The organism is Prevotella sp. TCVGH, assembly GCF_023522295.1.
Classification (GTDB): Bacteria; Bacteroidota; Bacteroidia; order Bacteroidales; family Bacteroidaceae; genus Prevotella; species Prevotella timonensis.
The window spans coordinates 11,823-27,567 of record NZ_QFFX01000011.1 but is presented as its reverse complement, the minus strand read 5'-3'; the positions used below and the strand labels follow the sequence as shown (position 1 = coordinate 27,567).

Here is a 15,745-nt window from a genome sequence, read left to right as displayed (position 1 = left end):
TTTATTTCTGTGATGAAGGGTTACCACCGTCTAAATAATTCAAAACCAAACTTAAACCCAAAATCCTTAGTCCTGCCATTCATGTTCGACATAAATGCGCCAATAGAGAGAAAGCGTGTCTTGATTGCATAGCCCAATTCTAAATATGGATTCGCATTTTTAGCACGAAGTGCACTCAGATACAGCCTTTCACGTTCAATAAAATGCCCTATGAGAGGTGTCCAAGCCAATATCAAGAAAGGAGATTCATAGGTGAAATTTGCACGAACGTAATAATTAGATTGGTTATATAGACTACTTTCCAAGAGTTCAAATTCACCAGACCATTCGTCGTTCCAACCATTCGGTAGGAAAGTTTGTCTGAAATTTTCAAAATCCACGAAGTAATCATTATGAGATCTATCGGTGTAAAATCCTGTTCCAATACGCATGGATAGTGATTGTACGTTGTGAAGGGGCAAGATATATTGTCCATCAAACTCCCAACGAGTATAAGGTGTATTGGTTCCTGCCAGTTTCTTGATGCTTTTTTCGTAACAAGCCATCAGTGTAGGACCTTGATATCCCCAAGGTCTATAATGTACTTGAAACTTGGGAGCTAAGGATGTATATACAGAAGGTTTGTTAATAAGTTCAAATCCTACTTTGTTTAATGCTGTTCGGCGGTGAAAAACAAAGCCCGCTTGGAAACCTATCTTAGCCGTAAAGTCGTAGTTTGCATAACAATCCCAAAAGGAATCGTTAAACTCATATAAATTCAAGTTATCCCAAACACGATTATTGTTTGTTGCTATTCTCAATTCATTTACTAAATTTCCATTTTGGATTCTTCGACCTCCTGATATTCCTGAACTGATAAATCCGTTGTGCCGTATGTCAAAGTAATAGATGAGAGGTATCCAAAAAGAAAATTGATGAAGTCGAAAGGAATAACCTCCTTTTAGTTGAAGCCAAATGTTGCTATTTTCAGAAAAATGGTATCCGCCACGAATGTTGAAGTTATAATAAAATCCCTGACTCGGACTATATTCCATGTATAATGGATTTAAGATAGGATCTATCCGCAGAGAGCCTGCTTTGTTTGGACCAAAATCTTGGTGGATATCATTGAATATATTTTCGCCAATCATATCCCAAAGAACAGATTTCACAAAATTTACTTTAGGAGGAGTTGTAACAGAATCCAATGCGGTAGTGTCTTTTTCTTCGTTTCGTTTATCTTTGAGTAATTCGCTATACACCATTTTCTCGTAAGAAGTTAGCGGTTCTGGGCGAATCTGCTCCATCAGTTGAAAATTTTGATTCGCTTCAGAGATGTTTGGTAGAATCTTAGGCAAGTGATAAGCAATGGTATAATGTGTTCGGACATCGTTACCAAAGAATAAAAAGCGTGAAGTAAGGCTGCAATTTTGAGGCGTCAGAGATTGTACTCCATGGTTACCCATCTGAATGGATAGTCTGTAAAAGATCATATCATACTCGCCTGTTAGTTGTATACTGCTAATTTTCCCCGAACGAGCATCGACTTTCGCCTCGCCAGTTACTAACAGTGTGTTCTTTAACCGTGGTTTGAAATGGAGCTTTAGTAAGCTGTCTGCCGATTCTTCAATAGTATATTTATAATAAATTTTATTTTGCCTGTGAAAAGGAGAAAGCACATTCTCGTTAATCAGAGTGACATCATATATATTAGGTGTCAAGTAATGAAGCATGGCAGGAAAAGATAGACGGTGAGTGCCAGCAGAAGATAATGAAAGAATTTTATCTATTTGGTACTTGCCATTTGGTAAGAAAGTGACTTTATTATAGCTTTCTTCAAGATACCGTCTGCTGCCAGCATGTGCCATTGCATACATGGTTGGAACAGCCATTAACAGCAGATTTCGCTTGTTAATGTGAAAAGAGGACTTCATATATGCATAACTCACAGTGTCAGGTGCTTGTAGCGTCTTTATTTTTTGGGGATATGTAAATATGCGAGTTAAGATAGAATCTTTCTTACTTTTAGCTGATAACGATCCTAACAAGCCATACTGGCAGATGATGAGTAGTATGAATATCTTGAAATATTGATTTTTCATTTGCATCAGATAGAACAAGCTACTAATGGAAAATAATATTTTTCCATTTTTACTCCTATCTCTTGCAAAGATAATATTTGTTTGAAAAAAAGCCAAATCAAATTTTGTTTTTGTGACACATCAGCTTTTTTCGAAAGTTTAGGAGCTTTTCAAAGATAGTGTCTTCCACTCTCTCATTTTAGTGAAAAGTTGATGAAGGATAGTTTGATAGGCGACTTACTTTTCCAAAACGAAGTCCGCAATGCCTGTTAATGGGCATTGCGGTTATGAAAATAGTGCCGATTTGACGCTTAGTGAACGATAATACCTTTTATCAGACTTATGTGTATCATGCTGTTAAGCTGAAAAAAAGTTCTTAAATGGTCTTTTTTTGCTTGTTTTTTCGATAAAGATATTTTATAAGGAAGTAGAGTGCAACAATGGCAGCTATGCCAAGAATCACAACCTTGATGTGGTCGTTATACTCAATAATCTTTTCGTTGAGTTGTTCCTCTGGTACTATAAAATGTAAATACCATCCCAATGCTGCTAACACACAATTCCAGATTCCTGCACCAATGGTGGTGTAAAGGATAAACTTCCAAAACTTCATTTTTGCAAGACCAGCAGGTACAGAGATGATTTGTCGAATGCCCGGTAACAAACGTCCAGTTAATGTTGCGATAACGCCATGGTCATAAAAGTATTTTTCGCTCTTTTCTACCTTCTCTTGGTTTAATAAGCACATGTGTCCCCATTTGCTATTTGCAAACTTATACACAATCGGTCTGCCTAAATAATAAGCAGCTATATAGTTTGTAGCGGAACCAAGAACAGCTCCCAAAGTAGCGACAATGATGACAAGTGTGATATCAAGGTGTCCTGCGGCAGCGTGATAAGCTGCTGGCGACACAATTAACTCCGATGGGACGGGTATTACAGTACCTTCAATGTACATCAGTAGAAAGACGGTACCATAATTCAAGTTTCCCATGAGTGAAGAAAACCAGTTCATGTAAATAATTCTAAATAGTTTGTTGTGATAATAAACACTTTTCTTACTTATTGGTTCTGAAGGAGAAAGTCATAATATTCTTCAGGTGCCATACCTTCCGGGAAAAAGGTTTGCAATACTTTTTGGGCTTCTTCTGGATTTTTTTCGCATGCTTTTTTCACTGCTTGTAAAAATTCATCCGTTTTATTGAGAGTTTTACAACATACAGCAAAAAAAGAATATCCATATTCCCAAGTCTCATCTACACCCTCAAGAAAGTTCTTAAGAACTTCATAAGCCATTTGTACATAACCGCAGTCATATGAATAGATGGCTATTTTCAAGACAGTATACGCAGAAGCATCGGGCTGGAGCATGGCTTCTTGAAAAATTTCTTGCGCTGCTTCTATCTGATCATTTTCAATTAGGATGTGTCCTTTCGTTAGTCTTATGTCTTCCATGTTCATGCATTTCAAATTCTGCATCTTATCAACGTAGGACAAAGCCTCATCCATTTTCCCTAAATGAGACAGCGTCAAGGCTATATTTTCATAAATCTCTGCCAAGCTTTCCGGATCGTCTTGATACTGTTGTTCTGACTTTTTCCAGTGAACAATTGCTTTTGTGGGCTGGTCAAGTTGAAGATACGAATCTCCTATCTGTCTTTCAAACGTCAGGTTATTTGGTTCTAACTGTTGGTATGCAAGATAATATTTCAAGGCTTCCTCAAAGTTTCCTAAGTCGAAAAGTGAATTGGCTTTGATAATCGTTGCGAGTGAGTTCTTGGGATTGATAGCAAGAGCATATTCACAGCTTGTAATCGCAGCACTAAAGCGGTCATAGAGAACTTGCAAAGAAGCCAAATCTGTCCAATAATCAGCAGAGTATGGATTCTTGTCTATGAGTTTTTGAAAGATTCGTTCGCTCCCCTCATAATCGCCCAAACCTAAAAGTATACGCCCTTTCAATTCTTGGCAGTCTTCATCTGTTTTTGATTTCAATAGCTCGAACCAGTCTTCGGCTTTCGTGAATTGCTCGTTTACTGCGTATAGTGAGGCGATGTCGAAGATGAAATCTTCTCGCTCTTCCTCGTCTAAGTCATTCAAGTGTTTCCGAAACAACTTCTCTGCTTCTTCCGTTTTTTCTTCACGCAATTTCAACTCACCTAAAAAGTAGATGTATTCAAAGTCGCTCTTATCTTCAACTCTCTCAAGATAGGTGTAAGCTTTTGTAACATCCTTCTCTACTAAAGCAGTTAATTTCGCTTTGATAATCCACAGATTCGTTGAATGAGGAAAGATATCCAAACCGTCATCAATAGCCTTTTTTGCATTTTCGAAATCTCCTTGATTAAAATAATACTCTGCTATATCTGAAAAGTCGTCCGAATCCATAAACATAGGATTGCCTGACGTTTGTGAATTTTCAAATTGCTGCAAAATATATTTAAACTCTTTCGATTCAAAATACGAATTTTCGTTACTTGTCATTTAAGCGGTTCTTTGGATAGAATAAATAGATATGCTTACTTCTTTACTTTTGCCCAAGCATCTTTTAATCCTACTGTTTTATTGAATACTAAATGTGATGCACTGCTATCTGGGTCTGCCATAAAATAACCAATTCGTTGGAACTGTAAGTATTCTCCAGGCTTTTTGTTAGCTGCATATTCTTCGACATAACAGTTTTTGAAAACATGTAGACTGTCTGGATTTAGCAACTCATGGAAGTCTCTTTCATCTGCTCCAGGGTTCTCTACGTAGAACAATCGGTCGTACTCTCTCACCTCTGCCTGTTGGCAATGGTCTGCGGATACCCAGTGTAGTGTACCTTTTACCTTGCGATTTGCTCCTTCCATTCCACTTTTGCTTTGTGGATCGTACTCGGCTTGGATTTCTATAATGTCACCATTTTCGTTTTTGGTACATCCTGTACACTTAACAATATACGCATTCTTCAGTCTCACTTCTTTGCCAGGTGTCATTCTGAAAAACTTTCTGGGTGCATCTTCCATAAAGTCATCTCGCTCAATCCACAGATTTTTGCTAAATGTGATGGTGTGCGTGCCGTCTGCTTCATTCTCTGGATTATTGATAGCTTCCATTTCTTTAGACTCGCCATCGGGATAGTTGGTTATCACCAGTTTTACGGGATTCAACACGGCACTCACCCTACAAGCCTTCTTGTTCAAATCGTCGCGCACGGCAGCTTCGAGCAATGCCACGTCATTCAGCGCATCAAACTTGGTATAACCGATAGACTTGATAAAGTTTCTAATACTTTCAGGTGAATACCCGCGACGTCTCATTCCGCACAGTGTCGGCATGCGAGGGTCGTCCCATCCCGAAACAGCATGCTCTTCTACGAGTGCATGAAGTTTGCGTTTACTCATCACTGTGTAGGTTAAGTTCAGTCGGTTGAACTCTATTTGTCGTGGGCGATTGTCGTTCATGACGTCACTTGTTCCGTCCATCTCCTTCAAAAAATCAATAAGATGATCATAGAGCGGTCTGTGTGGAACGAACTCGAGTGTACAGATAGAATGAGTTACACCCTCAAAGTAATCGCTTTGTCCATGGGCAAAGTCGTACATAGGGTAGGCATGCCATTTAGTTCCTGTACGGTGGTGAGGAATGTGGATAATGCGATAGATGATAGGATCGCGGAAGTGCATGTTGGAATTTGCCATATCCAATTTTGCACGGAGCACCATACTACCTTCAACGGCTTCTGGTGTGTTCATCTGTTCAAAGAGTTTCAGCGACTCTTCGATGGGACGATTTCTATAAGGAGAAGCCACACCCGGAGTTGTAGGTGTACCTTTTTGTTCCGCAATCTGTTCTGCGGTTTGCTCGTCAATGTAGGCATGTCCTTCTCGAATCATCCAAACCGCGAAATCCCACAGCTTTTCAAAATAGTCTGAAGCGTAATAAATATTTTCCCACTTAAACCCTAACCATGAAATGTCGTTGAGAATATTTTCGACATATTCGTTGTTTTCTTTGCTTGGGTTCGTATCGTCAAAGCGTAAATTACATATACCGTTGTATTTTTCTGCGATGCCAAAATCCATACAGATAGCCTTGGCATGTCCTATGTGTAGATATCCATTGGGCTCTGGAGGGAAACGTGTCTGAATCCTTCCACCATTCTTGCCTTTCGCAAGGTCTTCCTCAACGAGTTGCTCTACAAAACTCAGGCTTTTTTTCTCTTCTGTGTGATTGTCCTCTTGTACTGTCATATCCAACTATTTTTGGGATAAGCCACGGCTAATAGAAGCCTTGGCTAACCTTTACATCATATTTATAATATGTGCAAAGATAATAAAAACTAAAGATTATTCATTCTACCAGCCATAGTTTTTTGTGCAAATGATAGAAATATGTTATTTAATATGGAAATATATTTGTTTGATTCATTTTAATTCTCTATATTTGCAGTGTTATCCTGAATACAATCTTTTACCTTAAAGAAAACTAATACCTATTGAAAATAAATGCCCATCTCTGTGAAGAAACGGGCATTTTTTAATTCAAAGTTTTTGATCATTCAATGATAGGTAATTGCCTTTTCATAAATCATCTTTGCAAAATATCTTATTGAATACCTCTTTTGTTGAGTGCTGCGGTGTATTTATTTGCGTTTCCTAAGTGTTCTTGGTAAGTTTTCGCAAAGTTATGCGTACCGCTAAAGTCCTCTTTGGCACACATGTACAGATAGTCGTGGTGCACCATATTTAATACAGCATCGATGCCAGCAATGGAGGCTATACGGATAGGACCTGGTGGCAAACCAGTATTCTTGTATGTGTTATACGGACTCTTGATGTTTAGAAGTTTTTGATAAATGCGTCGCAAATCAAAATCTTTCCATGCAAATTTTATGGTGGGGTCTGCTTGAAGTGGCATTCCATTTGGATATTTGCTATCTCTAAGCATCAGACGATTGTAATACATTCCTGCAATCATTGGCTTTTCTGCATTGTTAGCGGTCTCTTCGTCAATGATACTTGCCAATGTGATGACTTCATTTTTGGATAGTTTCAGCGCTTGTGCTTGTGCCGTGCGCTTGCTATTCCAAAAACGATTGCTTTCTTTTTTTACCCTGTCCAACAGTTGGTCTATGGATATATTCCAATAAATTTCATAGGTATCGGGAATAAACATACAAGCAATGGTCGTTGTATCGTAGCCATATTTCTTGCAGACTTCCTGACTGGTCAAAGCCTTGGCGATGTCGGTACTGTCAAGCATTAAGCGTTTGCTTAATTCTTCTGACAGCCGATCCATGGTTCTAACAGAGGGTATCGTGAGGTTGATGGGGTCTTGGATGCCATTCTTTATGTGCCTTAGAACGGTGAATGCACCCTGTGAGGGCTTGATGGCATATCTTCCCGTTCGTATATGGTCGGCATACTGACTATGGCGCATCAATGTGGTAAAGCCATGAAGACTGTGTTGTCTGGCTATGGGCGTTAATTTAGCGACAACAGAGTCTACATTGTCATCGGTATCAATGTAGATATACTGAGTGGTTTCTGAGTTTGAGAATGCGGAAAAAAAGTAATAGTACATCAAACCAAAGACTAAAAATAAGCACGTGGCAGCCGCTACTAAATATCTATTTTTATGTTGTTGATCCATTATCAAATGTTTTTAACGACTGCAAAGGTAGTAGAAGTTATACATTGGGCAAAATAAAACCTTATTAATTTTATAATTTCTCATCATCAGCATGTTCTTTCATGGCAAGAAATTGTGAATTGACAAATAGATTTCCCCCTTTATGTGATACAGTAGTTTGTAAATTATAATTACCAAAAATGAGCCTTTTTAATTTTGCATTCTAGCACAAAATATGGCTCTCTTGCATACAGTTTTGGCAGTTTTCATCGTGGAAATAAGTAGATTTTGGTGTTATCCCATTGAGTTAACCCCGTTAGATGGTGATAATAGTCGCCCTATTGTAATGGAATAACGGGCTTAGATGGTGCTTTCAAGCCACATAAATCATTGCTTTTAGTGGAAAATTCAGGTTAAACAATGGGCTTGTTTGTAGTGAATTTTTATAAGTCTGTATTATTCAAATAGTTATGAAAAGTTGCAAATACTCGAATATTTTCAACCAACTTTCTTTTCGTTGAAAATATGAAAGTTATGAGAGGTGTTTTGTTAAATTTATTGACAGTTAAATACTGAACTTCAGAAGCGATGTTGAGCGAGTGTTGAACTATGCCACGAAAGACGTAAGATGATTTGGAAATCCATAATACAATTTGTACCTTTGCAGTCATCAAAGCAATGCTGATGTGTCAGGTTGTTTTGCTTGCATCACTCCTGTTAAATGATAAGGATGTTGATGAGAGAAACGATTTTCTTAATCGTTTGAGTTAAGAATTAATTTTTTAATGATGTGCGATTGATGCACGTAACAATATGGAGTATAGTACGTATATTTTTGATTTGGATGGCACACTTTTAGACAGTCTCCAAGATTTAGCTGTTAGTTGTAATTATGCATTGAAGAAACACCAAATGCCCGAACGAACAATAGAAGAGGTAAGGCATTTTGTGGGAAATGGTGTAAAAAAACTCATGGAGCGTGCCATTCCGGGCGGTCTTGAACATCCTGAATTTGAGGAAACTTATCAGGATTTCCGCCAGCATTATATGGTTCACAACTTAGATAACACGCGCCCTTATCCGGGTGTGATGGACTTATTGAAAAATTTGCATGAACATGGGAAAAAGTTGGCAATTGTCAGTAATAAGTTCTATGACGCTACTCGCGAGCTTTGCCAACATTTTTTTAGCGATTATGTGAGCGTAGCCATTGGTGAACGGGAGGATATTCACCGCAAACCTGCGCCTGATACAGTAATGGAAGCGTTGCGACAATTAGGGGTAGATAAAACAGATGCCGTCTATATTGGTGATAGTGACGTAGACATTGCAACGGCTCGTAACAGCGGTATGCCGTGTATAAGTGTGTTATGGGGATTTCGTGACAAGGAGTTTCTGCTGGAGCATGGTGCGACAACCTTCGTTTCGTCTCCGCAAGAGTTGATGTTGCCGTTAGATAGCAAGTAATAAAAACTTTGGAAAGTGGTGGCTTCTATCTGTGAGCAATAATAGATAGAAGCCACTTTTGCTTTATTTTATTCCATGACTCCTTGTTGGTAGAACTTTAATAGGTGAATATTGAGCAAGGTAAGATATTTGGCTTGAAGCTCGTTTTGTTGAGCATTCATCAGCTGATCTTTCCCTTTCATCAGTTCTACAATATTGATAAGGTTCTCGTCAAACTTCGCTTTGAGCAGCTGGTAGCTTTCTTCGGCACTCTTGGTGCTTATCATGGCAGCTCGCAATCTGTGTTGGTTGTTGGTGGCTTGTAACCAATAATCCTCGATGGTAGAGTAGAGCTTGGTTTGTTTGTCTTTGAGATCCAACATATAACTCTGCTTTTGTAAAAGAGCTTTGTTGACAGCTGTTTTGGTTTGTCGATTGTCAAACAAGGGGATGTTAATGGAAATACCAGCTCCAATGTCAAAGTTATTCTTTATTTGTTTGCCCCATTCATAGTTGCTCATGGAGGTAGTACTTGTTCCTACGCCAGCACTTACTCCCAATGTGGGTAATTTCCCAGCTTTGGCAATACGTACACTAAGATTACTACTTTCGATACCCAATGCTGCATTTCTTATTTCGGGGCGGTTGTTGAGGGCAGTCGTATAAATCTCAGACACACTGGGTATCGCCTGATTTTCAACGGTCTCTATTTGATGAGGAGGCAACACATCAAACTCTTCTGTGTCAATAATTTGTAGAAGTTCCTTCAACTGTCGCTTATAGTTGCGCAAGTTGTTTTCGGCTTCTATTACATTATATTCATCTGCAGCTCGTTGGGCGGTCAACTGTGCCATATCCGCACGACTCATCTTTTGAACTTTTAAGAACTCTTCGCCTCGTGTTTCGTTCTGTTTGCTGGTTTCTAAAATGGATTGATTAACAGCTACCGCTTCTTTGGAATAAAGAATTTGAACGTATAGTTGTGCAATTTGTTCAATCAGTTTGTTAGCCATCTCTGCCGAATCCAATGCTGTTTGTTGCTCAAGAATCTTGTTGAGCTTTATCGTATGTTTGTTTTTTCCACCATTCCATACCGTCCAATTGCTGTTAATGCTATACGAACCATTATAATACACCTTATCTACCGATGCCTGCATATAGCCCCCTGTGGAAATTCCTGTTTGTGGCCAGGGACGGTATGTCAAATTTTGGGAGGTGCTTACCGCTAATGACGGCAATAGGGCAGCTTGACTTTGTTTCGTGTCTTCTTGCGCACTCAAATGTTGAAGTGTTTTCTTTTGCAACGAAATGTTATGGGCTAGCGCATAATGAATGCAGTCTTTCAGCGACCACTCTTTAGACTGTACGGTAGATGTACTTAGAAGAAAAGCCATGCCACAAAGGCTGATTTGAAAAATCTTGTTCATATGGTAGATTTTTTAGATGAGTTGTTATTCGTAACTGTTATTTGTATGATGATGGGTTGCCATACGTTTCTTTGACGACAAAAGTAGCAAAAAAGTTTCATACATCGATGAAGGAGAGCTTTGATTTCCTTTGGGGTGCTTTTGAATGGGGAATGAATCCAATTATCTGCGAAAAGGGACATCGCCACCATCGTGATATGTGCAAACCAATAAGTTCCAATCGAATGTCTCGTTTCTATGGAATAATTGTGTCCATACGTAAATAAAAGACAAACAAATGAGTGGTAAAATGCGCATTTTTGTAAACTATATGGCTCAATTTAGAGCCAACACCAAAGAAAGATATCAGAGGGTACAACTCTCAAATAAACACATTTGTTTTATAACTATTCTTAAGCTAAGAACTGTCTTTTATATTTTTTTTCATAAAAAAATCTCATTATTTTTTTTATGGTTTTATAGATGTTTATTAACTTTGCTGCGGAATCATAATCATAGTAGTGTTTCGAAGTTAAGATAATAATCATGAAGAAATGAACTATGTATTATCAATTCCCACAGTCCTTAGGTGGACAACGTGTCGTGGTGCTATATGGGAGCGTTCTCTTTTTTGCTGATGAAAATCTCCAACGAAGTAGAAGTGGACTTGAAGTTTGAGCCTTACTCCCTTGAATATCTGAAACGTATCTTCTCTTGATGAGATGAAAACGTGTGAATATTTGCAGAACATTCTGCACTCTCTTGGTTAGCTGGACAACTCAAAGATAACTCTTTGCAAGCATGAAGGCTGACGATAAGCAAAGCAATGATAATAACTACTAATCTACATAGCAAAAAAGAAACAAGAATACTGTTGCTGTTTTTTAAAGACTTTATTATTTTTTTATTAACAAATTATTTAAAATCAGTTTATTATGAAAAATTTTAAGCTGCATGCGCCCAAGACCTGGCTTCCGATGGTAGCCGTTTTGGCTCTTTGTGCTTGTTCGAGTGGGGATCCGTTGGTCGATGATGAGACCACCAACCCAGTTCCTAAGGAGTCGTTCTCATTTGCCAATTACTCGCTTGGCGTGGGTATGGCTCGTAGCGGTGCGCCAACCCCGAATGTTCCTCCCGCTCCAACTCCAGGCACCGAAACTTCTTCTTATGACTTCGTTAATGGTGTTCCTGGCGTGAAAATCACTCGCACTACCTATCATCAGTCAGGTACGGCTTACAATGAGTTTATGATCTTCAATCCCGCACAGACATCTATCTATCCTGGACATGTGTTTGTTGGTGGAAGTGTTACAAGTGGTGAGTACAAACCAGTGAAAGGACAGAAACTCAATCCTATCGTCATCTCCAACACACTTGTGCCCAAAGATCCAGGCTCTTTGAGTTCCAGACCACTTAACGATCCCACATGGAGCTCTTATCAGGATGTACTCAAAGATTGGCTCTCTTTTGGTGCACAGGATGCAGGTGCCATGACCGAATACGAGTATCATCAGGTGACACTCGATAGGTCTGGTTCTGTACAGCTCTCAGGCTCCATTGGTACCTCTGCAAAACTTACATGGGACTTGAGCAACTCATGGCAACGCAACAAGACACATGTGTTGTTGAAGTTCATCCAAAAAGTTTATAGCGTTTCAATGGATACACCAACAGGATGTATACTTGCCAATGCAGCTGAGGTAGCAAAGAATTTTGATGGCACCATTCCTGTTTATGTTAGTGACGTGTATTATGGTCGTATCGCCTACATGTTAGTTTCCAGTAACTATACCTATGACGAGGTGACTGCCGCCATTGGCTTATTGCTTCCCAACTGGGGCAATCTTAGTGTGAACTTGCAGACACAATATAAGAAAGTTCTCGATGAGTCTGCACTCCACCTGCTTTGCATCGGTGGCAAGGCTGAACAACACGGACGCCTCGCTGACGGTGGTTGGGAAGGCTTCCGCAAGAGTCTCGCAGAGCCCATGCCTATTTCTACAGCAGAACCAATCTCTTACACGCTCCGCTATGTAGATGACAACTCTGTGGCACAGGTGCTTACTACTGATCGATTCCCGATTATTTCTTCTGTGTTTGTACCCGAGTGCAACCGTATTTCCTTCAAACTGACACCTTCCGCATTGGAGGCTGCCGCTGCCAGCAAACCCGATCTTTACGTTTGGGGTAATGCAACGATGAAATTGCCAAATGGTCAAACAATATCCTTGTTCAAAGCTCCTTATTCAGACGCTTACAAGATGAATGGTCCGAACATTTACACCCAAATCGATGCACCTACCGCAACAATTACGCTGAATAGAAACGGTATGGACATGGAAGCATTCCTCAATCAGAAGGTGGAAATCACTGTTACGCTGGGTAACACTGTCGCTGCAGGAACTACCAAGGGTGATGATCTTGGTACGGTGACTATAACCAAGACGTTGAAAGACTTGATTTTCGATGCAAAAGACTATCAGTTCGGCATGCAAACACGCCGCAAGATTGCAGTGGACTACCATGGCTCCATCGTCTTTGATGTAAGCTACGCTACAGAATAATCTTTTTTCTTGGCGGGGAAATCTACTTCTCCGCCAAGGACTATTATACACTATAGACGGAAAGTGCGAATCAGATAAAAATTCGCACTCTCCTATAATTTCTATTACCTTTATTATTATCATATTCAACACATCATTAAAACCTATACGCTGATGAAACGTTTCTTTAAATTATTGTATGGATTCTTCTTCGTTGGCTTGTTGACTCTTTTTGGATGCCAGACAGATGAATTTCAATCCATCATGACAAGCAATAACGAAAGTAATTTCGTGGAAGAAAAAGAAGCTTTGGAAATCGCAGGAAACTTCCTTGATCAAAACAGTGATGTGGCTCAAGTGAAGACCAGGGCAAGTGGTATACCTGAATTAAAAGTGGTGTATACAGACGGAATGCCGCGCACCCGTGCTTCCAACGCACAACGCTCTACCTATTACATTATCAATTGTGGCGATGATGCCTTTGTTGTCGTTTCTGCCTCCAAGGGTACTTATCCCATTTTGGGCTATTCCACCAATGGCAAGTTCGACCCTAACAAAATACCTGTGAATATGCGCGAGCTGCTTGACGGCTATTCTAAAGAGATTCGCTTTGCCTATGAAAACGTAAAGATTGACAATCGCATCAAACAAATGCGGCAGACAGCCATCGCAGGAACTAACCAGGAGATGAACGCACAGACATCAGTAAGTCCGTTGTTAGCCAACATTCATTGGAACCAAGCTCCTTATTACAACGCTTACTGCCCGTATAATTGTCCTGTGGGTTGTGTCGCTACGGCAACCTCCCAAATCATGCGTTTCTACGAGTATCCTGCTCGAGGAAAGGGCTATCACTCTTACAACTCCAGTTATGGCACGCTGTCTTTCAATTATAACTACGATTTGAATTGGAAGAACATGCCGTATTCTGTGCTCCGCGAATCCAATAACGATGTAGCAAGCCTTTGCTACGGTGTGGCTGTGGGCTTGGACATGGGCTTCTCGCCCTCTGGTAGCGGCACCTATCAGCAGTACGTTCCGAAGATGTTGAAGACCTACTATTCTTATCCTGATGCTGTAACGAGCTTGGAACGATCAGACTATTCCACTACTCAGTGGGAGAGCATCGTGCGCAACGAGCTTGACAACCGTAGACCCGTGCAGTATGCTGGGAGTGGTAACGGTGGTGGCCATTCCTTTGTTTGTGATGGTTACAGCTCTAATGGATACTTCCACATCAATTGGGGATGGGGCGGATCTTCTGATGGCTATTTCTTGCTTAACGCACTTGACCCGAGTGGTTTGGGCATTGGTGGTGGCTCTGGAGGTTTCAATTACTGGCAAACCATCGTGGTGAACTTTGCTCCACCAGGCTATAACGACGGCAATGACCCTGACCCAACCCCTGATCCAACTCCTGATCCAACCCCAACAGATAGCTACGCATCCTCTTATTCGGATTATTTTAACTCCACTTATATTTATTATGTAAGCATAGGCGACATGCAAAACTATAGTGGAGCCTCGTCCTACACGTTCTTCCAGAACAAGAAGGTGAAGCTTGAGGCTGGCAGCAGCAACTACATTACGCTCATGCCACGATTCCCTAACGGTGTTTATCCCATGTACTGGTGTGTTTGGGTGGACTTTAACGGCAACAAAAAATTTGAGGACAACGAGCGCGTGTTGGCTCAATACATGAATTCGGACAACTATTTCTACCGTATGTTCAAGGTTCCCTCCAACGCCGTGAATGGCGAAACGCGTGTGCGTGTCAGTGCAAAATGGGGCAGTTATCCTAAACCTGACGAGCACTTTACTTATGGTGAGGTTGAAGATTATACGGCTGTCATCACGAAACCAGCTCCACCCGAACCTGATCCTAAGCCAAATCCAGACCCTGATCCAGACCCTAATCCTACACCAGACCCAACCCCTGATCCCGATCCTGAACCAGACCCGACACCTAATCCAAACACATACTGTACTGTTGGAGCTGCCAACTTCTCATCAGCTTATATCAGCCAAATCAGTCTTAGCACTATGACGAAGGTGTCAGGCGGAAGTTCATACTCAGATTTTACTTCGTATATTGCTTACGCAAGTCTTGGTCAGTCCTTTAAGTATGTGCTCACTCCAGGCTTCAAATCTTCTTCCAGAAGCAAGATGTATTGGCGTGTCTATGTCGATTTCAACAACGATGGAGTTTTCTCACCAAACGAAAAGAAAGTTGAGCGCTACTCTTATTACGGGTTCTCTGGCTATATCTATGTACCCACAACGATTCAAAAAGGTAACTATCGCATCCGAATTGTTGCCAGTCCTGACGGCTATCAAGATCCTTGTGGAGGATTCAACAATGGTGAAGTTGAGGATTACACGCTCCAAGTGCGCTAAACCGCAACCCATTCAGAGCTGACAGATGAGTATAACAATCATCAAAAGTCCGTGATACCAATGACAGGTATTGCGGACTTTTTGTGTATCTTCAGCATGAACATTGTCTAATTGGTGAAAATCCCGAGTAAGCACTAATAGCGGGAGTTATATAACCAAAAACTAAAGGTGTTCATTGCGAAGTGGAATCAAAGGAATACAAAGACAGACATTTAATCTAACGAAAAGAAACTTCATATAAAGCGTACAATCGTAGTAAGGTTACAAAACAAACTAA

The 15,745-nt window shown here is 40.3% G+C and carries 9 protein-coding genes; 3 read left to right on the top strand and 6 right to left on the bottom strand.

The window, feature by feature from the left end:
* Positions 1–20 precede the first annotated feature (20 nt).
* The 5 genes from DEM91_RS03420 to mltG all read right to left on the bottom strand — a co-directional run bounded on the left by DEM91_RS03420 (position 21) and on the right by mltG (position 7,697).
* On the bottom strand, positions 21–2,081 hold the full coding sequence (locus DEM91_RS03420) for a DUF5686 family protein (RefSeq protein WP_249857999.1): 2,061 nt from the start codon (positions 2,079–2,081) through the stop codon (positions 21–23).
* Positions 2,082–2,436: 355 nt separating this feature from the next.
* Positions 2,437–3,075: a DedA family protein gene (locus tag DEM91_RS03415; protein WP_249857998.1), complete on the bottom strand. Its 639-nt coding sequence runs from the start codon at positions 3,073–3,075 to the stop codon at positions 2,437–2,439.
* 47 nt (positions 3,076–3,122) lie between these two features.
* A complete protein-coding gene (locus DEM91_RS03410) occupies positions 3,123–4,544 on the bottom strand; it encodes a tetratricopeptide repeat protein (RefSeq protein WP_249857997.1) in 1,422 nt (473 codons plus the stop codon).
* Positions 4,545–4,579: 35 nt separating this feature from the next.
* A complete protein-coding gene (locus tag DEM91_RS03405; protein ID WP_249857996.1) occupies positions 4,580–6,295 on the bottom strand; it encodes a glutamine--tRNA ligase/YqeY domain fusion protein in 1,716 nt (571 codons plus the stop codon).
* 355 nt (positions 6,296–6,650) lie between these two features.
* Positions 6,651–7,697 (bottom strand): endolytic transglycosylase MltG, encoded by a 1,047-nt coding sequence (mltG, locus tag DEM91_RS03400; RefSeq protein ID WP_249857995.1) that lies wholly within the window; start codon positions 7,695–7,697, stop codon positions 6,651–6,653.
* 792 nt (positions 7,698–8,489) lie between these two features.
* Between mltG and DEM91_RS03395 the strand changes: the two genes are divergently transcribed.
* A complete protein-coding gene (locus DEM91_RS03395; RefSeq protein WP_249857994.1) occupies positions 8,490–9,143 on the top strand; it encodes an HAD family hydrolase in 654 nt (217 codons plus the stop codon).
* 68 nt (positions 9,144–9,211) lie between these two features.
* Here the strand turns inward: DEM91_RS03395 and DEM91_RS03390 are convergent, their stop codons facing one another.
* On the bottom strand, positions 9,212–10,549 hold the full coding sequence (locus DEM91_RS03390) for a TolC family protein (RefSeq protein WP_249857993.1): 1,338 nt from the start codon (positions 10,547–10,549) through the stop codon (positions 9,212–9,214).
* A 914-nt stretch (positions 10,550–11,463) separates the two neighbouring features.
* Between DEM91_RS03390 and DEM91_RS03385 the strand changes: the two genes are divergently transcribed.
* Both DEM91_RS03385 and DEM91_RS03380 read left to right on the top strand, forming a co-directional pair.
* Positions 11,464–13,092, top strand: coding sequence for a thiol-activated cytolysin family protein (locus tag DEM91_RS03385; protein ID WP_249857992.1), 1,629 nt, complete (start codon positions 11,464–11,466; stop codon positions 13,090–13,092).
* Between the two features lie 153 nt (positions 13,093–13,245).
* Positions 13,246–15,468 (top strand): C10 family peptidase, encoded by a 2,223-nt coding sequence (locus DEM91_RS03380; protein ID WP_249857991.1) that lies wholly within the window; start codon positions 13,246–13,248, stop codon positions 15,466–15,468.
* The last annotated feature ends 277 nt before the right edge of the window (positions 15,469–15,745 follow it).